At 38.8% G+C, this 23697-nt stretch carries 21 protein-coding genes, 1 other RNA gene and 1 pseudogene; 11 read left to right on the forward strand and 12 right to left on the reverse strand.

The window, feature by feature from the left end; all coding sequences use genetic code 11:
• Positions 1-94: 94 nt before the first annotated feature.
• Positions 95-3109, forward strand: a complete 3015-nt coding sequence (locus tag GQR55_RS02750; RefSeq protein WP_346774250.1) for an EAL domain-containing protein — start codon at positions 95-97, stop codon at positions 3107-3109.
• A gap of 73 nt (positions 3110-3182) precedes the next feature.
• Entirely contained in the window at positions 3183-4070 is an 888-nt protein-coding gene (locus tag GQR55_RS02755) for a LysR family transcriptional regulator (RefSeq protein ID WP_166419359.1), read from the forward strand.
• Between the two features lie 8 nt (positions 4071-4078).
• Here GQR55_RS02755 and GQR55_RS02760 read toward each other — a convergent pair whose 3' ends face one another.
• Positions 4079-5032, reverse strand: coding sequence for a YihY/virulence factor BrkB family protein (locus tag GQR55_RS02760; RefSeq protein WP_007582878.1), 954 nt, complete (start codon positions 5030-5032; stop codon positions 4079-4081).
• 117 nt (positions 5033-5149) lie between these two features.
• Between GQR55_RS02760 and GQR55_RS02765 the strand changes: the two genes are divergently transcribed.
• Together GQR55_RS02765 and GQR55_RS02770 are read left to right on the forward strand one after the other, a co-directional pair.
• Entirely contained in the window at positions 5150-6229 is a 1080-nt protein-coding gene (locus tag GQR55_RS02765; protein ID WP_166419360.1) for a mechanosensitive ion channel family protein, read from the forward strand.
• Positions 6230-6822: 593 nt separating this feature from the next.
• Positions 6823-8622 (forward strand): ATP-binding protein, encoded by a 1800-nt coding sequence (locus tag GQR55_RS02770; RefSeq protein WP_166419361.1) that lies wholly within the window; start codon positions 6823-6825, stop codon positions 8620-8622.
• Positions 8623-8690: 68 nt separating this feature from the next.
• Here the strand turns inward: GQR55_RS02770 and GQR55_RS02775 are convergent.
• The 3 genes and pseudogenes from GQR55_RS02775 to rsmI all read right to left on the reverse strand — a co-directional run.
• Positions 8691-8876 (reverse strand): annotated as a pseudogene (locus GQR55_RS02775) (transposase domain-containing protein); the annotation flags it as partial.
• Positions 8877-9080: 204 nt separating this feature from the next.
• Positions 9081-9445: RNase P RNA component class A (gene rnpB, locus GQR55_RS02780), an RNA gene on the reverse strand.
• A 42-nt stretch (positions 9446-9487) separates the two neighbouring features.
• A complete protein-coding gene (rsmI, locus tag GQR55_RS02785) occupies positions 9488-10345 on the reverse strand; it encodes a 16S rRNA (cytidine(1402)-2'-O)-methyltransferase (RefSeq protein WP_166419362.1) in 858 nt (285 codons plus the stop codon).
• 61 nt (positions 10346-10406) lie between these two features.
• Between rsmI and GQR55_RS02790 the strand changes: the two genes are divergently transcribed.
• Genes GQR55_RS02790 through dolP form a run of 4 tightly spaced genes read left to right on the forward strand, consistent with a single transcriptional unit; the run spans position 10407 to position 13865 of the window.
• Complete coding sequence (locus GQR55_RS02790; protein WP_166419363.1) at positions 10407-12284, forward strand: penicillin-binding protein activator; 1878 nt, start codon at positions 10407-10409, stop codon at positions 12282-12284.
• 24 nt (positions 12285-12308) lie between these two features.
• Complete coding sequence (locus GQR55_RS02795) at positions 12309-12680, forward strand: YraN family protein (protein WP_166419364.1); 372 nt, start codon at positions 12309-12311, stop codon at positions 12678-12680.
• Between the two features lie 32 nt (positions 12681-12712).
• Positions 12713-13306 carry an SIS domain-containing protein gene (locus tag GQR55_RS02800; protein WP_002957968.1) on the forward strand — a complete coding sequence of 198 codons (594 nt, stop codon included), beginning with the start codon at positions 12713-12715 and terminating at the stop codon, positions 13304-13306.
• A complete protein-coding gene (gene dolP, locus GQR55_RS02805) occupies positions 13299-13865 on the forward strand; it encodes a division/outer membrane stress-associated lipid-binding lipoprotein (RefSeq protein WP_166419365.1) in 567 nt (188 codons plus the stop codon). The genes GQR55_RS02800 and dolP overlap by 8 nt, the downstream gene beginning before the upstream one ends.
• A 58-nt stretch (positions 13866-13923) precedes the next feature.
• Here dolP and GQR55_RS02810 read toward each other — a convergent pair whose 3' ends face one another.
• The 8 genes from GQR55_RS02810 to zapE all read right to left on the reverse strand — a co-directional run bounded on the left by GQR55_RS02810 (position 13924) and on the right by zapE (position 20449).
• Complete coding sequence (locus tag GQR55_RS02810; protein WP_166419366.1) at positions 13924-14361, reverse strand: ClpXP protease specificity-enhancing factor; 438 nt, start codon at positions 14359-14361, stop codon at positions 13924-13926.
• Positions 14361-14987, reverse strand: a complete 627-nt coding sequence (gene sspA, locus GQR55_RS02815; protein ID WP_165741632.1) for a stringent starvation protein SspA — start codon at positions 14985-14987, stop codon at positions 14361-14363. The genes GQR55_RS02810 and sspA overlap by 1 nt, the downstream gene beginning before the upstream one ends.
• An 80-nt stretch (positions 14988-15067) precedes the next feature.
• Positions 15068-15817: a cytochrome c1 gene (locus GQR55_RS02820; protein WP_166419367.1), complete on the reverse strand. Its 750-nt coding sequence runs from the start codon at positions 15815-15817 to the stop codon at positions 15068-15070.
• Positions 15814-17079 carry a cytochrome b N-terminal domain-containing protein gene (locus GQR55_RS02825; RefSeq protein ID WP_165741628.1) on the reverse strand — a complete coding sequence of 422 codons (1266 nt, stop codon included), beginning with the start codon at positions 17077-17079 and terminating at the stop codon, positions 15814-15816. Before GQR55_RS02825 ends, GQR55_RS02820 begins: the two co-directional genes overlap by 4 nt.
• Complete coding sequence (gene petA, locus GQR55_RS02830; protein ID WP_007580333.1) at positions 17079-17669, reverse strand: ubiquinol-cytochrome c reductase iron-sulfur subunit; 591 nt, start codon at positions 17667-17669, stop codon at positions 17079-17081. Before petA ends, GQR55_RS02825 begins: the two co-directional genes overlap by 1 nt.
• Positions 17670-18247: 578 nt before the next feature.
• A complete protein-coding gene (gene rpsI, locus GQR55_RS02835) occupies positions 18248-18640 on the reverse strand; it encodes a 30S ribosomal protein S9 (RefSeq protein WP_024595789.1) in 393 nt (130 codons plus the stop codon).
• An 8-nt stretch (positions 18641-18648) separates the two neighbouring features.
• Positions 18649-19077 carry a 50S ribosomal protein L13 gene (gene rplM, locus GQR55_RS02840; protein WP_007378318.1) on the reverse strand — a complete coding sequence of 143 codons (429 nt, stop codon included), beginning with the start codon at positions 19075-19077 and terminating at the stop codon, positions 18649-18651.
• A gap of 283 nt (positions 19078-19360) precedes the next feature.
• Entirely contained in the window at positions 19361-20449 is a 1089-nt protein-coding gene (gene zapE / locus GQR55_RS02845) for a cell division protein ZapE (protein WP_166419368.1), read from the reverse strand.
• A 135-nt stretch (positions 20450-20584) separates the two neighbouring features.
• On the opposite strand from zapE, the gene GQR55_RS02850 reads away from it, so the two are divergent.
• From GQR55_RS02850 to GQR55_RS02860, 3 genes are all read left to right on the forward strand, one after another.
• Positions 20585-21028 carry a YhcB family protein gene (locus GQR55_RS02850; RefSeq protein WP_165739989.1) on the forward strand — a complete coding sequence of 148 codons (444 nt, stop codon included), beginning with the start codon at positions 20585-20587 and terminating at the stop codon, positions 21026-21028.
• A gap of 131 nt (positions 21029-21159) precedes the next feature.
• Positions 21160-22512 carry a Do family serine endopeptidase gene (locus GQR55_RS02855; RefSeq protein ID WP_165739991.1) on the forward strand — a complete coding sequence of 451 codons (1353 nt, stop codon included), beginning with the start codon at positions 21160-21162 and terminating at the stop codon, positions 22510-22512.
• A 102-nt stretch (positions 22513-22614) separates the two neighbouring features.
• Positions 22615-23697 carry a trypsin-like peptidase domain-containing protein gene (locus GQR55_RS02860; RefSeq protein WP_166419369.1) on the forward strand — a complete coding sequence of 361 codons (1083 nt, stop codon included), beginning with the start codon at positions 22615-22617 and terminating at the stop codon, positions 23695-23697.

The following is a 23697-nucleotide window of genomic DNA, read 5'->3' on the forward strand; positions in this document are numbered from 1 at the left end:
AGGAATTGAGCTTAGGGAAAAACTTATTTTTACTTCATCACTTAAAAGCCAACTTTACAGGTTGTTAATTTTACTCAGTATCCCCGGTGCAGTCGTGACTGTATTGACACTGTGGTTTGATCGCGACGCTGCGATTGAAAAAAGTGAAAAAAGAATAGTTAATATCGCTAAGCACTTGACCCATCATCAAAAAACAATGGTCGATGATGTACAGCGGTTAACTATTTTTCTGGCAAATAAAGCGGCAAACACTGAAGAGTTACCGACCACCTGCCCTAGCTATTTTTTTGAAATAAAAGCTCTTTACAGCAATATTGCAAATATAGGTATTGTTGATAAAAACGGCGACCTAAAATGCGTAACAAATGGCCGTAGTAATAATATTAATATAAGCGATAGACACTATTTTCAAAATGCCATTAATAATAAAAACTTTTCTGTTGGGTACTTTCAGTACGATAGAAGTATTCAAGCTCAAAGCGTTAACTTTGCGTACCCTATAATAAATAGTAATAACCAAGTACAAGGTGCACTTGTTACTGTAATTGCATTAAATTGGTGGAACATTGCGTTAAGCCAAGCTGAGCTACCTAACAATGCTAAGGCGGTTATTGCTGACTCTAACGGCTTAATACTCGCTAATTACCCTAAGCGCCCAATCGAATTGGGTAAAAAAATCACAGATACAGATTTACTTCACGACAATAGTGCATTAGCTGTTTTCAAAAATGCGAGCGGCGAAAACCAAGTTTTTCACCGATCTGTTATCTATAACGACAAACACAATAATAATTTAGATATCTACATCGCGGTCTCAGTAGACGATTTTATTAACGAGGTTAATGCTAATTTTGCCAAGACAATCATCGCATTTTTAGTCGCGATTCTATTACTCGTATTACTTGCCAGACGACTTATTAAAATAAGCATATTTGACCCTATCACTGATTTGTCACATGCAACCGACGAACTTGCTAGCGGCACAATGCCTAAGCACGTAAAAAAACCAAATAGCCCCGAATTACACACACTTTACGACCGTTTTGAAGTAATGGCTGTGACTCGCTTATCGGCAGAAGCTAAATTAAAAAATAAACACAATGAATTAATGAGCTTGCTCAATGCACTACCTGACACCTATTTACGTATAAACGCGCTTGGAAAAATACTTTATATCGGTGGTAATATTAATTCGCTATTTGAAATAGAAGCAGGATCAACCTCAAAGCTCTCTGACTTATTATCGAAAGCGAATACCCAATTACTCCTTGCACATTTAGACAGCTCGCAAACTATTGAATTTAAGGTAAGAGAAGGTGTAACAGAGCATTTTTTTGAAGCTCGTATTAATGCGCTTAAAAACAATAATGAATACATCGTTGTGCTTAGAGATATTAGTCAGAAAAAAACCAATGAAAAAGCACTTCACTTAGCATCGCTTGTGTACAACAACAGTAGTGAAGGCATGACGATAACCGACCCTAACGGCATTATTTACGATGTAAACCCCGCTTTTTGTACAACAACCCAATACAGTAAAGAAGAAGTCATTGGTAAAACCAGTCATATTTTGTCATCCGGCAAGCACACTAAAGAATTTTATCAAAAAATGTGGGCAGAACTTAAAAATACTGGCCGTTGGCAAGGTGAAATAGTAAATCGTAAAAAGAACGGTGATATTTATACTGAGTGGCTAAAAATAGATACCGTATACGATGAGAAAAATATTCCAACCCGTCGCGTGGCTATTTTTACGGACATAACAGAAAAAAAACAAGCTGATGAAACCATATGGCGACAAACTCATTTTGACCATCTGACTAGCTTACCCAATCGTTTAGAATTAAAAGAGCGCTTAAATCAACGCTTTTTAAATATAGGTACCCCTGATAATCAATTGGTTGTCATGCTTTTAGATATTGATCACTTTAAAGATATTAATGACACATTGGGCCATCACTATGGCGACAACTTATTAAAACTCGTATCGCAACGTATAGTGCAGTCGGCAAAAAATGCGTCATTTGTAGCCCGAATTGGTGGTGATGAATTTGTTATTGTATTTAATCACATTAAAAGTACCCGCCATACAAATCAAATTGCCAGTAATATTTTACAAAGTATCTCATCAGTACTACACATAGACAATGAAGAGCAATTTATTAGTGCAAGTATGGGTATTGCCTGTGCGCCAACCGATGGTGAAAGTACTGAGCAACTTTTAAAAGCAGCCGATCAGGCAATGTACAAAGCAAAAAGTAACGGCCGTAACTGTTTTGAATTTTTCTCAGAAGATATGCGTATTCACGCACAAGCGCGTATGCAGTTATTGAAAGATTTACGAATAGCCATAGACCTTGAGCAATTTGAATTATTTTATCAACCGATTGTTGCTTTAGACGATTTACATATACACAAAGCAGAAGGGCTTATTCGTTGGAATCACCCTAAAAATGGTTTAGTAACCCCCGCCTCGTTTATTCCGCTTGCTGAGGAAACAAGACAAATTAACTCATTAGGTCAGTTTGTATTTACTCAAGCAATACAAACCCTAAAAGAAATTAAAGCAACTACTGGTGAGCAATTTCAAATAAGCGTTAATGTATCGCCTGTACAACTATCCACTGTCGATAGTGGAATAGATGATTGGTGCGATATGCTCAGTGCCGCAAAATTGCCAGCATCATCTATTGTTGCAGAAATTACTGAAGGCCTTATGGTAAATCCAGAGAAACTCACGCAGAGCCGATTAAAAAAATTAGTTCAGTCGGGTATGCAATTAGCACTTGATGATTTCGGCACTGGTTACTCATCACTTGCCTACTTACAAGAAATGGATGCTGATTACCTTAAAATAGATAAACGCTTTGTTGATAACATCCAGCAAGGTAGTCAAGAGCTTGCCCTTTGTGAGGCAATTATAGTGATGGCTCACCAACTCGGGCTTAAAGTGATTGCTGAGGGAATCGAGACATCACTGCAAATGGAGCTATTACTAAACGCAGGTTGCGATTATGGGCAAGGTTATTTATTTTCAAAGCCACTTCCTAAAAATGAGTTTATGGCACTGCTTAGCAGTAAAAAAGTGGTTATTTCAAACAATAAATAAACTGTTATGCAATAAATATACTGTGTATGCGGTCAGTTAAGCAATCAGATATAAAGTAGTAGCAGGATTTAAAATGGCAAAAGCAACATTAGAGCAATGGCGAATGTTTAAAGCGGTTGTGGATCATGGCGGGTTTGCAGGCGCAAGCGCAGCTGTACATAAAAGTCAGTCAACCGTACACCACGCTGTGCAAAAACTTGAAGCCGCCTTGCAAATTAAGTTGCTTGAAGTAAAAGGTCGTAAAGCATTTTTAACCGATAGCGGTAAGCTCATTTTACGCAGAGCTGAATTTTTAATTGAAGAAGCGACTAAAATAGAATCGGTAGCCAGCACTCTTAGCGAAGGCGTAGAAAGCACATTGAAAATAGCCGTTGATGAAGTGCTCCCACACGCTATTTTATACCAAGCACTTGCTAAAACGAGTGAACTTTATCCCCTTTTAAAAATTGATTTAGTTGAAAGCGTGCTAACAGGTGCAAACGAATTATTACATAACTCAGTAGTTGATTTAGCCATTTCGTCAATTCCTATCTATGGAATTAGCTGTAGTACGCTGTGCAATATAGAGTTTATAGCGGTTGCGCATAAAGACCACGTTTTACACCAGCATACTGAACAACTCAATTTTCGTGATTTAAAGCTGCACAGGCAAATAGTAGTGCGCGATTCAGCAACCCACACTAGTCACAATGAAGGCTGGCTAGGTGCTGATATGCGCTGGACAGTAAGCCACTTACGCAACTCTATTGATATGGTTAGTCAAAATTTAGGTTACGCTTGGCTGCCAAAAACACAAATTGCACACTTAATTGAAGATCAAACCCTCATTGCACTTAATTTAGACCAAGGTACAACCCGCACTCTTAACTTATATTTAATGTGCAACGATAACGACAGGCTTGGTCCTGCTGCACAAGAATTTAAAGAGCAAATTACTGCACTTACTAACTTAGCTAACTAATCGGCAATTTATTCGTTTTTTACATCGAGGTGATCTGCTACATAGGCGCCTCGCTGCCCACGCTCTTTAGCTGGGCCTACAGTGCTATCTTTACCTGTTTGCTGCTCAGTAGCTGCATTAATTACAGCACCTAATGTGATTATATAAGCGCTGATATACAACCACATCAGCATGATCACTACACCACCTAGTGAGCCATACGTTTCGTTGTAACTAGAAAAACGCGACACATAAAATGAAAAACCTATAGATGCTAAAATCCACAGCACGGTAGCAATAGACGACCCCATTGTGATCCAACGCCATTTAGCAGGTTTACGATGTGGGGCATAACGATATAAAAGTACCAATGCAAAATTAAAGGTAAAAGCCAATAATGGCCAAGAAATGAGTTTAATTAATAAATCTATACTTTCTTTTAGTCCCACTAAATTAAGTACAATAGGTAAAATACCAATAATTAATAGCGCAAAAATTGCGACTACAATCGCTCCTACCGAAAATAAAAAGCGCACTAGTTGAGCCTGAAAAAATGAGCGTTTTTCATATTCACGATAACTAATATTACATGCAGTAATAAGTGCTTGGCTGCCCTTTGAACTACTCCAAATAGTAAGTATGAGCGTACCAATTGCACTTAAGCTCAAGCTTGCACTTGATGTTTTAGCAAGGCTAGAAACCTGAGATAAAATCAGTTCACTGGTGCTTGGTGGAAGCAAAGTAACTATTTTACTTAAGTGCTCACTTATATCTGTTGGGGATGAAAAGTACGCATACACTGATACCATCGCCGCAATGGCTGGAAAAATAGCAAGTAACGCATAAAATGCCACACCGGCTGCCACTATAGATAAGTTATCTTCACTCATTTGCTTAAAAATACGTTTAACAATATCCCACCAACCTATAAAAGGGATATGTGCAGGCTGCTCTGCTTGCTGTCCTCGTTTAGCTTCTTTCATTCTAAACCTCAATATTTGTATTACGTTACTACAGCAAAATATTTGCCAAGTTATAAGCATTTGGTACCAAACTTGCTAATATTTATCTACAAATGACTCTAACACGGAAGATAAGCCATGCTCGGTACCCTAAAAAGCAGTGTATCGCTAAATAATACAACACCAATAACTGAAGTGCTCAAAGTTGATACACTTTCGTGGAATTTCTTTTATGAGCAAGGCGTGCAATTACTTCACGTAACAGCGCAAATATTACCCACTCTTTTACTCGGCATAATGCTTTTAATACTCAGTTACTTAATTTCAGGACCACTTTCTCGATTGCTTATAAAGCCCATTGACTATATGACTGACAGTAAACTGGTTCATTTAGTTGTAAGGCGCAGTATAAGCACTTTAATTATTTTATTTGGCGTGTACTTATTTTTACGTTTAGCAGGGCTTACTCAGTTTGCTGTTGCTATTATGAGTGGGACTGGGTTAATAGGTTTAATACTCGGCTTTGCTTTTAGAGACATAGCAGAGAACTTTATTGCCAGTTTATTACTGAGCGTACAAAGACCTTTTAAAATTGACGATGTAATTGAAGTGGATGGCCGATTAGGTATTGTTAAAAAAGTAACCGCAAGAGCAACCACGCTTGTTGATTACGATGGCAATCATATTCAAATACCCAATGCGACTGTATATAAAAATACTATTAAAAACCTGACTGCCAATCCAAAAATGCGCGGCAAAGTAGAAATTGGTATTGGCTACGATAACGATATACGCAGCGCACAAACTCTTGCGCTAGATATTGCCAATCAACAAAATGCGGTACTTAGCGACCCACCTGCGCAGGTTTTAATAAAAAACTTAGGCTCATCAACAATTAACTTTGTTTTGTATTTTTGGGTTAATAGCGAGCAGCACAGTCCATTAAAAGTAGGCTCACAACTTATGCGAGAGCTGGTCAATGAATTTACAACACAAAATATCAGCATGCCCGATGACGCACGAGAAAGAATTATACTCACAGCCCCTAATGAAAGTGTTTCTAGCTTAGAGCAAAAACAACCATCGCAAATACAAAGCGGAAAGAATGAAACTGTTAAGCAAGCTAAAACACTTGATGATGTAAGCAGTGATACCGATGAAATACGCGAACAAGCAGAGCAGTCTCGCGATCCAGAACAAGGTAAAAATATTATTTAAGGAAGTGTAAATTGTATTGGCCACTACAGCAATAAACTATAAATCTAGACCTTTGATATATGAAGTCAAGATTTGACCTTGAGGGGTCATTACTGTGAAAATTAAAACAGAAAACAGCGAGCAAATATCAGCAACTTCGAAAAGCTACTGTCATAAAACTTAAACTACTCAGTAAAACTATTCATTAAAAAATTAAAACCGCAATTATTTAGTCATTTTCATGCGTGTAATTTAGCTTTAAGGGTGCTAATGACTTACCTTAATGGGTGAAACGTGAGTAATTATATAAAAAAGATGAGCGCTCGACTCAAAAAAGTAGATTTAGTGGCACAACTTTGTTTGTTCAATTAGAGTAGCTGTCTAGTTTAATTATTTAGGTCTAACCAGTGGTAATGACTTATTTAACGAGTGACGTACGAGTAATGATAAAAAATGAACACTTGGCTCAAAAAAGTAAATTTAGTGGCTCTGCTTTGTTTGTGCAATTAAAGTCATTGTCTAGTTTAATTTCCTAGCTAGCAAATAGACAAACCTTATACGGCACAGAATATCTATCAATAGCGCTAGGTCATATCGAAGAAAAGGATTATTAAATGGAAGCGGAAACAGTCTCAATAGTAAATGATTTAAAGAAAGTTACTGTTAACCAAGTAGTTTTTGAGGCCATTACTAATTCAATACATGCAAAAGCAAACTTAATAGAGCTTTCGATAAATAGCCTAAATGAAGATTATGATGATTTTGACAATCAATTCGTAAGCGAAATTGACGTTTTAGATAATGGACATGGCTTTACCCCTAAAGACTTAATTTCATTTCAAAGATATAGAAGCTTACATAAAAAACATTTAGGTGCGAAAGGTATTGGAAGGTTTTTATATTTAAAATCATTTGAAAAAGTACATATATTATCACTTAAAAAAGAAATAAATTTCGATCTTGAAAATGACGTTTCAATTTCAGACAGTAAAAAGTTTTTTGAAAAAACTCAATTGCACTTAAAAACCCCAAAAGATGGATACCAAGTTAATAAGCGCAATTTTGTTCAAAGTATAAAGCTTCATTTCCTTCCATTCTTCCAGCTAATAAATAATGATACTGAAAAGGAAGTGGTTAAAATAACAATTAATTTTAATGGACAACTGTTTACTACAATCAGAAGTGATGACATTCCAGACTTTAGAGAGAGTGAGTTCAACATTCATGATCATACATTCAAGATAAGTTATCTTTTGAATGATCCTGATTACACTAGTGGAGATGGAGCATATTGCGCTGGAGGGCGTGTTGTTAGCTTTAACAGCCAAATGGAGAGCATTAAACGCTTCAAGGCGTTCAAAGGGGTAAACTTTTTTTATTTATTATCAGCTAAATATTTTGATGAGAACTTAAATGATGAAAGAGACGAGTTAACTATTAATGCAAAAAGAAAATCGCAGAAAGATTGGCATAGTGCTCTTTCATGGGAAGATATTCACTCATCGCTCGGTGAAGAAATAAAAAACATCTGTTTGGAAAATGGAATAAACATCTCTGAACAGTCAGACGAATACCTAAGAAAAGCAGTAGATAAAGCTCCATATCTATCAAACTATTTTAAAAAAAATGAGTTAATGCTCTCTGAAGATACTTTATTAAAACAAGCTCAAAAAGAGTTCAATGATGATAAAGATAAAATTAGATCAACAAAATCAAAACTCCCCTCATCAGAAGTTCAAATAATTCTAAATAGAGTTGTTCAAGCTGAATTAGCTGAATACGTATTTGACCGCCAGAAAACAATTAATAAGTTAAAGTCACTTGAAAACTCAAATGCTTTAGAAAAAGAAATCCATAACTTGTTTATGCAGCAATACACCAAAGATGAGGTTTGTGACTTTAGAACGAATAATTTGTGGTTGTTTGATGACAGGTTTATGACCTATGACAAAGTTTTCAGTGATAAACAAATTAAAGAGATCTTTCCCGAACTTCACGATCATTTGGATAAACCAGATATACTTACTATTTCTAGTAACACTTTTGAAAAAGAAGAAATTACAGATGTTGTGATAATTGAACTTAAAAGGCCTGAAGCACAAAATGATGTCGCTATTGCTGAGTCTGAACTTCTCAGATATTCACGCTATGTAAGAACAAGTGACCATTCAAATATCCGGATCTGGACATACGCATTTATTAGTTTTGATGATGAAGCTAAGTTAGCATTAGATGATAAGAGTTATAACATGATACCAGTTCAAGGTGGATGGCCGATTCGTTATAAATACCATGATAGACCAAATACAATAATCAATTTTATTGATTATAAAGCTTTGGCATTTGATGCAGAATCTCGAAATAATACGTTCCTTAACATTCTTAAGGCTAAACACTATAAAAAGAATAGTTAGGGGAAGGAAGTGAATCCAGACGTATTTCATATTACCCACATCAACAGTAAGCGTCTGGGGAAAGGCGTCTAGCCTTGCTTGATATTCCAAGGCAACAGATACTCTAGGCACTCTGGCTTTTTAGCTAGCTCATTTAAGCAGAACTGCAAATAGCTATCTACTAGCAAGCCATTGGCCTTGGCAGTTTCAACAAAGCTGTAGAGTATTGCACTCGCATTACTCCCGCGCGATGTATCTGAGAACAACCAATTTTTCTACCAAAGAGATTCGTCAGGGTCACCCATTAGAGCCAATTGGGTCAAATATTGACTTCATACATCATAATTTCTCACTGCCCGGTTATCACTCTTTGTTGAAATTCTAACGAGTACTGCAACAGATAGCCAAAAACTAATGGCTTACCTTAATTTTTAAACACAAAAAAGCCCGCAGCGTTAACTGCGGGCTTTTTATTGAATGAGTGAGTCAGCCGTATAAGCCGGGTTTTGTCCTTTCCGAAGAAAGTGATAATCATTCGTCTAGGCCATAAATCGCTCTATGGCTCAAGCAACCTACCCGGTTCCAACGTGGGCCACGCCATAAGGAACCCTATTTGGTCTTGCTCCGAGTGGAGTTTACCTTGCAACCGACTATTACTAGCGGCCCGGTGCGCTCTTACCGCACCCTTTCACCCTTACCAACCCGAAGATTGGCGGTCTCCTCTCTGCTGCACTTGTCGTGGGCTCACGCCCCCCAGCCGTTAGCTGGCACTCTGCCCTATGGAGCCCGGACTTTCCTCCCCCTGATCATTTTCGTCACAGGCAGCGATCATCTTGGCTGACTCGGCGCGCAGTATACATGAGGCTAATACCAAGCGCAGTAAAATTTACTCTTTTTCTTCAATAATTGTTTTATATAAAGCGTTTTTCTTCATTCCAAAGTATTCGGCTACAACGCCACATGCCTTTTTCATTGGCATTTCACTTTCAAGAAGTGCCAGCATTTTGCGCGCTTCTGGCGGAACATCGTCTATCTGCTTTGGTTTACCTGGAAGCATCAGCACTATTTCGCCGCGCTGCTTAGTAGGATCATCCGTCAAAAACTGTTTTAGCTCGCTTACGCTACCGTTAAAAAATGTTTCAAACGTTTTAGTTAGCTCTTTAGCAAATACAACTTGTTGCTCATCGCCAAGGGCTAGCGCTAAATCATCAAGGCTTGCCATAATACGGTGCGTACTTTCGTACATTATACTAGTAATGCCCGAGTTAACTGCTTCGGTAAAAAAGTCTTGGCGAGCTTTACTTTTAGCGGGCGTAAAACCAATAAACTGAAAGCGGTCGGTTGGCAAGCCTGAACAACATACGGCTGTAATTGCAGCACATGCACCGGGTACGGGTGTAACATTAGCGCCTTGTTCGCGGCATAAGTTTACAACGGCATAACCTGGGTCACTAATAAGCGGTGTACCAGCGTCGGATACTAAAGCAATATTTAAACCTTGATTTAGTTGATCGATAATTTGCTGTGCTTTTTGCTTTTCGTTGTGGTCATGTAATGCAAACGTTTTTGCCTTAATACCAAAGTGGCTAAGTAGCTTGCCAGTATGGCGAGTGTCTTCAGCAGCAATTAAGTCAACTTGCGATAATGTCGCAATGGCACGGTGACTTAAGTCGTCATAATTGCCAATTGGGGTGGCAACAATGTAAAGAGTGCCAATTTTCTGTGAATTCTCCTCATTTAACATTGAGGTCTCCTGCGTCAGTCAGTAATATAAGCAAATCGCGTTAACGTATTGGGAAATCATTGTGCGACTTAAACTAGTTAGTCTATTAATTATATTGTCAGGGTTATCGGCGTGTAGCACAACCGAAAAACCAACTAAAAACAGCGATAACGTAAGTAACCGCACTAATGCACTGCAAAATCAGGCAACCAGTGCGCAATCTATCTATCAATTGGCGCAAAACCGCCAAGGTGCCGATAAAATACAGTTATTGTATAGCGCCCGTGATGCAGCAATTAGTGAGCAAAACTGGCCTTTATTAGAGATAATTGGGAATGAGCTTGAATTAACCGCAAGTGTTGATCAAATTCAAAACCGTCTTTATATTGCATTTGCACAAAAACAACAAAATAAAAACGACCAAGCCTTAGTGATTTTACAATCGCTAGACGGACAACTTACTCAACCTGAGCATTTTGCATGGCACCAGTTTTTAACTGCCACTATTTACGCATCACAAAATTTTCCTAAAAAAGCAGCACCCTACTTTTTTAGAGCCTCTGAAACAGCAGCAAAAAACAACATAGAAATCCCTCAGCTTAATCAAAGTTTATGGGATAACTTAAAACAGCTCTCTTCTTATGCGCTTGAGCGCTTTAACCGTGGCTCGGTTATTCAGCAAGGCTGGACTAACCTAGCGTTATACCATCAAGTATATGCAGGTAGCGGTGTAGAGTTAGATCAAGCAATCAATAATTGGCGAAGACGCTATATTGGGCACCCCGCTTTTAGTGTTTTACCTAAACAAGATGAAATGCTTACTGAATTTGCGCCTCTGAATATAGAGCGCTTAGTTGTATTGTTCCCGCAGTCAGGACCTAACGAACGTTTAGGTGATGCGCTTAAAGCCGGTGTATTGGCTGCGCTTGATACGCAAAATATCAACGACACTATTTTTATTGATGAAAACTTAAGTACAGAAGAAATTGCAGCACAACTTGAAGAAATAAAGCCTGATTTTGTAATTGGCCCTCTACTTAAAGCAAATATAGATAAACTAGCTAATGCGCAAACGTTTATCGATACGCCAGTACTACATTTAAACACCTTTGATGGTGAACGCATTTCGCTTCAGCATTATTACTTTGCACTAAATCCTGAACACGAAGTAGAACAAGCCCTAGAGCACTTTTTAGCAATGGGTTACCAAAAGCCGATGCTACTTGCACCTAATAACGCTAACGGGCAACGTCTTGTTGATTACTTTAACTTGCAGTGGCAACGCTATAGCGAAACTAAGCCGCAAATAGGTTTTTATAACGATAAAAAAGATATGCCAAACACGATTACAAGCTTGCTGGAAGTAGATAAATCAAAAGATCGCATAAAAACGGTTAAGGCATTATTTAAACAAGAAGTAGAAAATGAAACGCGCTCACGCAGTGATATTGATGTTATTTATATTTTAGGTGATGCAATAGAAACACGCTTAATTAAACCTTATCTTGATGTAAACGTAAGTACATTTGCAGATCGCATTCCACTTTACGCCAGCTCTAAAAGCCACAGCAAACAGATTGACAGTACTGACAAAGGCGACTTAGACGGCCTATACTTCACTGAATTGCCGTGGATGCTCGATTCGCAAATTAAACAGCATAATTTACGCCAGCAATATGATTCGTTATGGCCAGAACAAGTAGATATTAGCCAACGCTTATTTGCTATGGCATACGATGCAGTCTCTATATTACCTGATATTAGGCAGTTAAGCGTAATGCCAGGTAATCAATACAGTGGTTTAAGCGGAAAATTATCAGTTAATACAAGCGGTCATATAGAGCGTATGCTTGACTGGGCTCAATACACAAATCGCCGTATTGAACCCGTGCAATTAAAAACACAGCGTCCTGTGCCATTGTTTATGCAATCAGCAAGTGAGATGCAAACTATAAATTAAACTTAATTAAGTTGAGGGGGCGGCATGTCGTGGTTTAAAGAGCTGTGGCACAATAGTCGCGAAAAAGGCCAGTATTATGAGCTTGAAGCGCAAAAATACTTAGTTACTCAAGGGTTAACGCCTATTGAACGTAATTATTACTGCCCCTTTGGTGAGCTTGATGTCATTATGAAAGAAGGCAACACCCTTGTATTTATTGAGGTTAAGTTTCGCAAAAATAATGCAAGGGGCGGCGCTAACTATGCGCTTAGTCCACAAAAGCAAGCTCGATTAAAACGTAGTATTTATCATTACTTAGCAGCTAAAAATTTGACTAACCAAGCACTAAGAATTGATTATGTAGCCATTACAGGAGAAGCATCTCCTAATATTAATTGGCTGAAAAATGTATTTTAAACACAAATACAAAGATAAATTATTGGTAGGCTATGCAAGATACAATTAAAGAAATTTTTACAGAGAGCATTCAAGTTCAAATCGCTGCGGGTGAAGTACTACCGAGTGCACTTGAGTCAGCTGCATTTACTATTGCACAAAGTCTGATCAACGGAAATAAACTCATTTGCTGCGGTACTGCAAATTGCCACATGCTCGCACAGCATATGGCCGGTGTATTGGTTAATCATTATGAAACCGAACGCCCCTGCTTACCTGCAATTGCTCTATCGCAAGAAAACGTTAACCTTGGACAAAGTACTCAGGTAGACGATCACGATACATTTGCTCGTCAAGTCCGCGCTTTTGCCCAGCAAGGCGATTTATTGCTGGTACTGGCTATTAACGGTAACGAAAAACATGTTATTTCTGCCGTTGAAGCTGCACTAACTAAAGATATGAAGGTCATAGTGATGGTTGGTGATGATGGTGGCGAGTTGGTTGGCCTACTTGGGCCTAATGATGTTGAAATTAGATCGCCATCTAAACGCCCTAGCCGCATTATCGAATCCCATTTAGTTAACTTACATTGTTTAAGCGAACTGGTTGATTTAACGCTTTTCCCTCAGGATGAAAATTATGTTTAAACGCTCTCTTATTGTTTTAGGTACTGTTGTATTACTGCAAGGCTGCGCAGCCGCTGTTGTTGCAGGTACAGCCAGTGCAGTAACTGCAGCGAACGACCGCCGTACCATTGGCTCTCAAATTGACGACAACAATATTGAAATAAAAGCCAGTATTGCACTTAGCGAAGTAGAACGCCTTGAAAAGTTTGCCAATATAAGCGCTGTAAGCGTTAATGGTATTGTTTTACTTGTTGGCCAAGTTGCTAATGAAGAAATGAGAAACGAAGCGCAGCGCACCATTGAGGGCGTTGCAGGCATTCGTAAAATACATAACCAAATTCGTATTGGCTCAAATATTGGCATTACTACACAAACTCACGACTCTTGGCTTACTTCTAAAGTAAAGGCCCAATTACTAACAGCAAAAGACATTAGCAGTAATAATATTAAAGTGGTTACAGAAAACGCTGAAGTATTTTTAATGGGTTTAGTGTCTGACTCTGAATCTACCCAGGCGGTAAATATTGCCCGTAATGTATCAGGCGTAGAGCGTGTAATTAAAGTGTTTGAATATATGTAAAGTTAAACACAAACATAAAAAAACCGCTTATTAAGCGGTTTTTTTTGGCATTTACTTATTATTTAATAACGCGTAAATGTGAGCCTTTTTTCTTCTCAGGTTTTTCTGGTGGCGTTTCATCAATAAACTCAGCTGATGTATCAACACTTTCAAGCTCTGGCACAAAATCGTCTTCGTCCTCTAAAAACTCATCTGCGGTAAAGACTGTTCCTTCGCCATTTTCACGCGCGTATATTGCAAGCACAGCACCTAGAGGTACATAAACTTGCATTGGCTGACCACCAAAGCGCGCATTGAAGCTAAGTTGGGTTAAGTCTAACGAAAACTGTGTGACCGCTGATGGACTTATGTTTAAAACAATTTGTCCATCTTGAACAAATTGTGTTGGCACTTGTACATTTGCAAATCCAGCGTCTACCACTAAATGCGGTGTACACTCGTTATCGACTATCCAATCAAAAAAAGCACGTAATAAATAAGGACGATTAGGCGTCATTATAAACGGATCTCACGCTCAGCTTCAGTTAAAGAGGCTTGGAATGACTCACGTTCAAATAAACGGATCATGTACTCTTTAAGTTCTTTAGAACCTGCACCATTAAGCTCAATACCAAACTCTGGTAAACGCCATAATAGTGGAGCTAAATAGCAATCTACTAAGCTAAACTCTTCACTCATAAAGTAAGGTGCTTCGCTAAAAATAGGTGCTACAGCAAGTAATGCTTCTGTTAGCTCTTTACGAGCTTGAGCTGCATCTGATGTGTTGTTACTGATTTTGTCAGCTAGGCTGTACCAATCTTTATCAATACGATGCATCATTAAGCGGCTACGACCACGCATTACCGGGTAAACAGGCATTAGTGGAGGATGAGGAAAACGCTCATCAAGGTATTCCATGATGATGTTTGCCTGGTATAAACCAAGCTCACGGTCAATCAGTGTTGGCACTGTACCGTAAGGGTTAATTTCGTGAAGTGCTTCTGGCAAATTATCTTTTTCAGCCAAATGAATATCTACACTTACACCTTTTTCCGCAAGTACAATACGTACTTGGTGGCTATACATACAGTTAGCACCAGAAAAAAGGGTCATTACAGGGCGCTTATTGGCAGCTACGGCCATGCCTATACCTCCATTAAATAACTAAAACAGCAATAGGGGCTTAAGCCCCTATTGCAAAATTACCTTTAAAAATGTTCAACTTAATGAACATCTCTCCAGTATTCTTTCTTAAGCATAAATGCCAAGATAAATAGGATGATTAAAAATCCAATTACCTTAATACCTAGCGCTTCCGATTCAAGACGTGAAGGTTCACCCACGTATTCAAGGAAGTTCGTTAAATCACGAGCCGCATGGTCATATTCATCTACGCTTAATTCACCCGAACCATCTGTTTCAGTAGCAATAACTTTGGTCACAGTGTGACCATGTTCTTCTACTTCTTTAGTGATAGGCGTTGGTAAACCTTGTAGTTCTTGAAGAACGTGAGGCATACCTACCGATGGGAAAACAATATTGTTAACACCAAACGGGCGAGATTCATCTTTATAAAACGATTTTAAGTACGTGTAAATATAATCTGGTGATTTTACACGAGCAATTAGTGTTAAGTCCGGCGGAGCCGCACCAAACCATTTTGCTGCATCGTCTTTTTTAATCGCATTTGTAATATGGCTACCTACTTTAGAACCGTCAAAAATCAACTGCTCTAAACCAACTTCTGTTGGGATACCAATATCACGAAAAGTACGTTCATAACGTTGATACTGCATTTGGTGACAACCAAGGCAGTAGTTCATGAACAACTTTGCACCGCGTTGTAAAGATGCCTGATCAGTAAGGTCGTTATTCGCTTCCATTAAAGGAACCGACGGACCTGCTGCCATAACCATGTTAGGTAACAAGTTTACTGATAAAGCAAATAAACCAATAATAAGCTTTTTCATCATTTCGTTAACCTCTCTGGCAATGGCTTAGTTTTTTCGTTCTTACTGTATACAAATAACAGTACGAAGAACATAAAGTAAGTCACAGTACAGATTTGAGAAATAATCGTTTTCAGATCAGTCTGTGGAGTTGCACCCACCCAACCTAGAAGAACGAAAGTTACAACAAAACCTGCAATGTTCCATTTATGGAAACCACAACGGTAACGAACCGATTTAACTCTACCACGGTCTACCCAAGGTAGTAACGCAAGTACCACAATCGATGCACCCATCGCTGCAACACCGATTAACTTATCAGGGATTGCACGTAAGATTGCATAGAATGGCGTAAAGTACCAAACCGGGAAAATATGCTCAGGTGTTTTAAGTGGGTTAGCTGCCTCGAAGTTTGGACCTTCTAAAAAGAAGCCATTCATCGCAGGCATAAAGAACACAACCCAACAAAACAATATTAAGAAACCAACCACACCCACAATATCTTTAACTGTGTAGTAAGGGTGGAACGGTATCGCATCAACAATATCTTTCTTGTCAGTGTAATACTCGTGAAATTTAAATTTAGGCTTATCTTCTTCAGCTACTGAGCCTTTCTTACGCTTAATCTCAATACCTTCAGGGTTGTTTGAACCCACTTCGTGTAGAGCAACAATGTGTAAGAAAACTAAGATTACAATAACCAGTGGTAGTGCAATTACATGTAATGCAAAGAAGCGGTTAAGCGTTGCACCAGATATTACATAGTCACCACGGATCCAAAGTGTTAAGTCATCACCAATTACCGGAATCGCCCCGAATAATGAAATGATTACCTGCGCACCCCAGAACGACATTTGCCCCCATGGTAATAAATACCCCATGAATGCTTCAGCCATTAGCGCTAAGAAAATAAACATACCAAATAACCACAATAACTCACGAGGCTTTTGATAAGAACCGTAGATCATGCCACGGAACATATGCATATATACAACGATGAAAAACGCTGATGCACCTGTTGAGTGCAAGTAACGTAGTAACCAGCCATAAGGTACATCACGCATGATGTACTCTACTGAGGCGAATGCGCCCTCAGAAGATGGAACAAAGTTCATCGTCAACCAAATACCAGTTAGTATTTGGTTTACTAGTACTAACATGGCTAATGAGCCAAAAAAGTACCAGAAGTTAAAGTTTTTAGGTGCTGGATACTGTGCAATATGCATGTTCCAAACACGTGTCATTGGGATACGGTCGTCGATCCAACCAATAATCTTACCAAACATTAGGCTGCCCCTTTTTCTTCGCCCACTAAAATAGTGGTCTCATCAAGAAAAGTATAAGGTGGTATTTCTAAGTTTAATGGAGCAGGTACCGATTGAAATACACGGCCAGCCATATCAAATTTAGAACCATGACACGGGCAATAGAAGCCATCATCGGTTCCTTCAACTTTTTCACTAAAGTTACCTTGGAAAAAGCCAGGTGAACACCCTAAATGCGTACAAATACCTACAGCCAAAAAGATCTCTGGGCGTAATGAACGGTAATCATTTGTTGATGATTCTAATTGTTGTGGCTCTTGCGAATGCGGATCACGAAGTTGACCTTCATGTTCTTTCATTTGCTCAAGCATTTTTGGGGTACGTGATACAACCCATACAGGTTTACCACGCCACTCGACACGTATTAATTGTCCAGGCTCAAGTTTGCTGATATCTACTTCTACAGGCGCACCCGCAGATTTAGCTCGCTCACTTGGATTCCAAGACGCAATAAAAGGAACAGCAGCCCCAGCCGCACCAACACCACCTACAACAGAGGTAGCTATGGTTAAAAAGCGACGTCGGCCATTGTCTACAGGCGCATTGCTCATCCACTTATCTCCACTATGATTCTCAACACTTGCTATATTGAGAACATCAGTTACAGCAGGTTAATTATTCGAAATTTTTAAAATAGAAGCGATCATAATTAAAACCCTTGATTAAAACAAGGTTATTCAAAGCCCCATGCTCATAAACCTGACTTGATCAAAAATTTGATTAAGCTAGCTCGAGAATAAAGCCGAACGACTATAATAACGCTTCTGTAAAAACAATATACTGACCAAGATCAACACCACTAAGAAGAAACAGTAAAAAACTGTACATAGTGTTGTTAAACCGCTCATTTTACTTACCGGACAATTGTAGCAAAAAATTCCACCAATTAACTGATGGATTTAAACTAATTACGATAATTATTTAACTTTTTTGCAGCTATCTGAGTGTTTTTTAACTTTCGTTTAATTAATACGCAGTTATTAATTAATTTGATCATCATTAATTGCTGCAATCACCAAGTATGGCAGCGATATTGAAAAATCGCATTAAGTTGCAAATGTAAATATTTTGATTTAAAAACAAAAAACCCAGCATAAGCTGGGTTTTTGAATTCTTGATAACGTATAGATTAACGTTTTGAGAACTGTGGACGCTTACGCGCTTTCTTAAGACCCACTTTCTTACGTTCAACTTTACGTGCATCACGTGTAACAAAACCTGCTTTACGAAGTTGTGGACGTAATGACTCGTCAAACTCCATAAGTGCACGAGTGATACCGTGACGGATAGCACCAGCTTGACCAGTTGTACCACCACCAGAAACGGTGATGTAAAGGTCAAATTTTTCAGTCATATCAACTAGCTCTAGAGCTTGATGAACAACCATGCGTGCTGTTTCGCGACCAAAATACTCTTCTAGAGAGCGTTTGTTGATTACGATGTTACCAGTGCCTGGGCGTAAGAATACGCGAGCACTTGAACTTTTACGACGACCTGTACCGTAGTATTGATTTGCCATGATGGTGCTCCTTAAATGTCTAGAACCTGAGGCTGTTGTGCAGCATGGTTGTGCTCAGTACCTGTGTAAACTTTAAGTTTACGGTACATAGCGCGGCCTAAAGGACCACGTGGCAACATGCCCTTAACAGCCTTCTCGATGATCATTTCAGGCTTTGCAGCTTGAAGTTTATCAAAAGTAGTAGACTTAAGACCACCTGGAAAACCAGAGTGTGAATAGTACACTTTGTTTTTGAATTTGTTACCAGTTACAGTAACTTTTTCAGCGTTGATAACGATGATATAATCACCAGTATCTACGTGCGGTGTATATTCAACTTTATGCTTACCGCGTAGGCGATGAGCGATTTCAGTAGCGATGCGACCTAAAGTTTTACCTTCAGCGTCAACTACGTACCAGTCACGTTTTACTGTTTCTGGTTTAGCAACAAACGTTTTCATTTATAAAAATCCAATGTTTTTCAATTAAAACCACAAGTAGTTAATATTAACTACTGCTCTAAGTTTGCTATAACCCCTTCGAGTTTTAGACTTTTGCGCCGCTCACAAGTGGCTAGACTATATGAGGGCATAGAACGCAACGTGGCAGACGCGGGAGTATACCAGCACTTAAAACACATTGCTACTCCCGGTTGTTTTTTCCACAAGAAATTTTAAAATAAGAAGTACTATATACAAACTTCTTATTTTTAATGGCCGACCTATTACACTTTTGCCTACTTATTTAAACTAAGTGTTCTCTAGCTAAATACTCTAAAGACTGCATTTCTTGCAAGCGGCTTATACAGCGCTTAAATTCAAAGTTTAAATTACCTTGAGTATAAAGTTCGGTAATAGGCTTTTCGGCCGATATAATTAAAGTTACATGACGCTCGTAAAATTCATCTACTAAAGCAATAAAACGCCTAGCTGCGTCATCATTAGTTTGCCCAAGCTGTTTTACGTTAGAAATAATAACCGTATTATATAAACGGCTAATCTCCATGTAATCTACTTGGCTACGTGCCGTTTCACATAACTCACTAAATTCAAACATTACAACGCATTTAGCTACTTTGCGTGTTTTGATTAGGCGTCCTTCTACTTCTATAGGCTCATCTAATTGCCCAGGCTCTGGCGATAGCTTATCGAAGTATTCAAATAGGTTCTTATCTGCATCTTCATCTAACGGACTATGAAAAATTTCGGCTTGCTCTAAAGTACGTAACCGGTAATCAATACCTGAATCTACATTAACTATTTCTGTATTGAGCTTAACCAGCTCTATAGCAGGTACAAATCGTGCGCGCTGCAAGCCATTTCTGTAAAGATCATCAGGCACTATATTAGAGGTAGCAACAAGTACAATACCGCGAGCAAATAGCGCTTCCATTAAACCACCAAGTAACATGGCATCGGTAATGTCTTGAACAAAAAATTCATCAAAACAAATTATGTCTGTTTCAGCTTTAAAAGTGTCGGCTATTTTTTCTAATGGATTAGCCGTGTTGTTTAATTTTTTAAGCTCGTTATGGACTCGATGCATAAATCGATGAAAATGCACTCGCATTTTACGTGTGCCCGGCAGTGATTCGTAAAAAGTATCAACTAAATAGGTTTTACCACGCCCTACTCCGCCCCAAAAGTACAAACCTTTAATAGGCGTTGGCTCATCATTGTTAAATAACTTAGCAAAAAAACCTTTTGGTGCTGGCTTTGCCTGAGTTAAGTCATCGTATAGGCGTTGTAAATGGCGCACAGCATTTTCTTGCGCTGAGTCATGTACAAAGTCATCTCGCTTCAAATCTTGTTGGTATGTTTGCCAAGGAGTCATATCTATTTACAGTAAAAACGCAGTTTAATTTGTAAAGCATATTAACACGCATCTTAACTCGGGGTATATTACACTTAATATGATTTATAATTGAATCAAGCATTCGTTAGTTATTTTCCCAAAGGGGTAGTTTTTATGGGCACAGTTATGTGGGTAGGTTTAATTGTTATTGTTGCTGTTGTAGCATTTTTTATTGGTGCATTTGTTACTAAAAAACAATTCAAGCAAGATGAACTAAAAGAGCAAGCTGAACAAGCACAAAGCGCGCTTGAGCAGTATCGCCAAGATGTCGCTGATCATTTAGCGAATACAGGTAAGCTCGTAAATAAGATGAAAGAGAACTATGACCAACTGCTTAGTCATGTTGAGGACACAAACCAGCTTCTTTTAGAAGATAGAAATAAAGCACCAGCAGAACCTTATTTCTCTAAAGAAACAACAGAACAATTACAAGCATCTTTAAAAGAGCGTCGTTCAGACCGTTCTTCTGCAGAAGCACAACCAGCTGATTACGTATCGGGTGAATCTGGTTTATTTGCTGGTCAAAATAAAGTTTCAGAACATTCTAAAGCATCTTGATGAACTTTTTTTAGACCCCATAGTCTTTAGATATAACAGCTTTGTTGTTTTATCTTAACAAACCAAAAAGGGCTGCTGCAAAGTAGCCCTTTTTGGTTTTTGCTTTATCTTAAGTGGAGTTATCCCTGACTATGAAAATGAAATTATCACTTATCAGCGCAGCTATTTTATCTACAAGCTTATTAATGAGCCCTGTAGCATCTTATGCAAAAATGCCAATTGCAGTAAATGGTCAACAACTACCCACTCTAGCCCCTATGCTAGAGAAAATATCTCCTGGTGTTGTCAGTATCCAAGTTTCAGGCTCTAAAGAAGTACGCCGCCGTGCAGATCCACTCGAATACTTTTTTGGACAACAGCAGCCTCGTAGCCAAAAACGCCAATTTAGTGGCCTGGGTTCAGGAGTTATTATTGATGCCGATGAAGGTTATGTAGTGACTAATAATCACGTTATTCAAGACGCCGAAAAAATGGTGGTTACCCTTGAAGATGGACGTGAATTTGAAGCAACTAAAATTGGTACCGATACAGAGTCTGATATCGCTCTTTTACAAATAGACGCTGATGACTTAACTGAAATAAAACTCGCAAACTCCGATAGCTTACGCGTAGGCGACTTCGCGGTTGCGATTGGTAACCCATTTGGACTTAGTCACACAGTAACCTCTGGTATTGTTAGTGCGCTTGGTCGTAGTGGTTTAAACATTGAAGGTTACGAAGATTTCATTCAAACCGATGCTGCTATTAACCAAGGTAACTCTGGCGGTGCACTCGTTAACTTAAATGGTGAGTTGATTGGTATTAATACCGCTATTTTAGGTGCTTCTGGTGGTAACGTGGGCATTGGTTTTGCCATTCCATCTAATATGATGAAAAATCTAGTTGATCAAATTATTGAGCATGGTGAAGTACGTCGTGGCTCGCTGGGTATTTCTGGTCGTCCACTTGATGCTGGACTTGCCAAAGCACAGCAGCTTGACGTGAAACAAGGTGCTTATGTAATGCAAGTAATGGATGACACTGCCGCAAGTAAAGCTGGTATTGAAGCTGGTGATGTTATTGTTAGTATTAACGGTGGCGATATTAGTGGTTTCCACGAACTACGCAGCAAAATTGCTACGCTAGGTGAAGGCCGTGAGATAAAACTAGGTATTTACCGCGATGGTAAAATTAAAACAGTAAAAGTAACGCTTGATGGCGCATCTGGTGTTACAGCAACAGGCGAAGAACTACACCCCGCATTCCAAGGTGCAGAGCTCGAAAACGTGCAAAAAAACAGTAACAAAGGTGTTGAGATTACTTCTGTAGATCCTCGCTCACCTTCTGCCCGGGTTGGCCTTGAAGAAGGTGATATTATTATGCAAGTGAATCGTCAACGAGTAGAAACGATTCGCGACATGAATAAAATCATCGACAGTACAAAAGGTAATATAGTACTTGGCGTGCAACGTGGTCGTGAGTCTATATTTATTTTAATTCAGTAATAAATAGCACTATTAATGTAATAAAAATAACAGTGGCACTTGCCGCTGTTATTTTTTTTATGTCATCATAAAGAGATTGCTCACTTACATAATAAGAAAATCGTGCTGAAACTAATAAAATTTATTCTTCCCCCTTTATTTGCAGGCCTAAGTATTGCTTTTTTAGTGGTTTTTTTCAGCCCTAATATGCGAGCGGCTTTACTTCCAAATGTTCCCCTGCCAAGCGCAATGAGTGCGAGTCATCTGAGTTTTTCTGATGCAGTTAAACGAGCGGCTCCTTCTGTGGTTACTATTTTTTCAGAAAGTATTTCCAAAGAACCTCGTTATAAAAGAAAAAACACGGTACAAGAGCTAGGCTCTGGCGTCATCATGTCGCAAGACGGTTACATTCTTACCAACTACCATGTTGTTAATAATGCAGATCAAATTATGGTTATTCTAACCGATGGTCGACGCTTTTTTGATGTGCAGCTAATTGGTTTTGATACCATTACTGATTTAGCTTTACTTAAAATAAATGCAGATCACCTTCCGGTAATTCCTGTAAACGATAGCTATGTATCGAGCGTAGGCGATGTGGTACTCGCTATAGGTAACCCGCTTAACTTAGGTCAAACAATCACCCAAGGCATCATTAGCGCAACGGGTAAGCAAAAAATTACAGACAGTCCGTACAATAACTTATTACAAATGGATGCGGCTATTAACGTGGGCAACTCTGGCGGCGCATTAGTTAACTCCAATGGTGATTTAGTCGGTATTACTTCTGCGCAGTTTAAAACGCGTGAAAACTTAAATATTCAAGGAATATTCTTTGCGGTTCCTTACTCACTTGCTAAAAAAGTAATGGGTAAGCTCATTCGTCATGGTCGCGTTGTACGTGGCTATTTAGGCTTTGAAGGCACTGCAGTAGATAGCACAGGTAAAGAAGTAAACGACAGTCTAACCCCGGTTACTGGCATGCGCATTACGAACTTAGACCCTTTAGGTCCTGCATGGCAAGCGGGTATTGAAGAGCAAGATATTGTTATTAAAATTGCAGGGCTTTCGGTAGCAAATCCACAAAAAGTGCTTGAAGAAATAGGTAATACAGAGCCCGGTAAAGAAATAGAATTTGAGCTTTACCGGAATGGTAAAATAGAAAAGATTATGGTGACTGTCGCAGAGCTTGAAACAAAGCTTTAA

Source organism: Pseudoalteromonas sp. Z1A8 (genome assembly GCF_011378855.1).
Lineage (GTDB): Bacteria > Pseudomonadota > Gammaproteobacteria > Enterobacterales > Alteromonadaceae > Pseudoalteromonas.

Coding starts and splice junctions, on each gene's coding strand:
- petA (WP_007580333.1), bottom strand. CDS start 17,669: ATGAGCAATGCGCCTGTAGACAATGGCCGACGTCGCTTTTTAACCATA.
- GQR55_RS02760 (WP_007582878.1), bottom strand. CDS start 5,032: ATGAAAGAAGCTAAACGAGGACAGCAAGCAGAGCAGCCTGCACATATC.
- GQR55_RS02850 (WP_165739989.1), top strand. CDS start 20,585: ATGGGCACAGTTATGTGGGTAGGTTTAATTGTTATTGTTGCTGTTGTA.
- GQR55_RS02810 (WP_166419366.1), bottom strand. CDS start 14,361: ATGACGCCTAATCGTCCTTATTTATTACGTGCTTTTTTTGATTGGATA.
- dolP (WP_166419365.1), top strand. CDS start 13,299: ATGTTTAAACGCTCTCTTATTGTTTTAGGTACTGTTGTATTACTGCAA.
- GQR55_RS02755 (WP_166419359.1), top strand. CDS start 3,183: ATGGCAAAAGCAACATTAGAGCAATGGCGAATGTTTAAAGCGGTTGTG.
- GQR55_RS02855 (WP_165739991.1), top strand. CDS start 21,160: ATGAAAATGAAATTATCACTTATCAGCGCAGCTATTTTATCTACAAGC.
- GQR55_RS02825 (WP_165741628.1), bottom strand. CDS start 17,079: ATGTTTGGTAAGATTATTGGTTGGATCGACGACCGTATCCCAATGACA.
- sspA (WP_165741632.1), bottom strand. CDS start 14,987: ATGGCCGTAGCTGCCAATAAGCGCCCTGTAATGACCCTTTTTTCTGGT.
- GQR55_RS02795 (WP_166419364.1), top strand. CDS start 12,309: ATGTCGTGGTTTAAAGAGCTGTGGCACAATAGTCGCGAAAAAGGCCAG.
- GQR55_RS02765 (WP_166419360.1), top strand. CDS start 5,150: ATGCTCGGTACCCTAAAAAGCAGTGTATCGCTAAATAATACAACACCA.
- rplM (WP_007378318.1), bottom strand. CDS start 19,077: ATGAAAACGTTTGTTGCTAAACCAGAAACAGTAAAACGTGACTGGTAC.
- rsmI (WP_166419362.1), bottom strand. CDS start 10,345: ATGTTAAATGAGGAGAATTCACAGAAAATTGGCACTCTTTACATTGTT.
- GQR55_RS02800 (WP_002957968.1), top strand. CDS start 12,713: ATGCAAGATACAATTAAAGAAATTTTTACAGAGAGCATTCAAGTTCAA.
- GQR55_RS02820 (WP_166419367.1), bottom strand. CDS start 15,817: ATGATGAAAAAGCTTATTATTGGTTTATTTGCTTTATCAGTAAACTTG.
- zapE (WP_166419368.1), bottom strand. CDS start 20,449: ATGACTCCTTGGCAAACATACCAACAAGATTTGAAGCGAGATGACTTT.
- GQR55_RS02770 (WP_166419361.1), top strand. CDS start 6,823: ATGGAAGCGGAAACAGTCTCAATAGTAAATGATTTAAAGAAAGTTACT.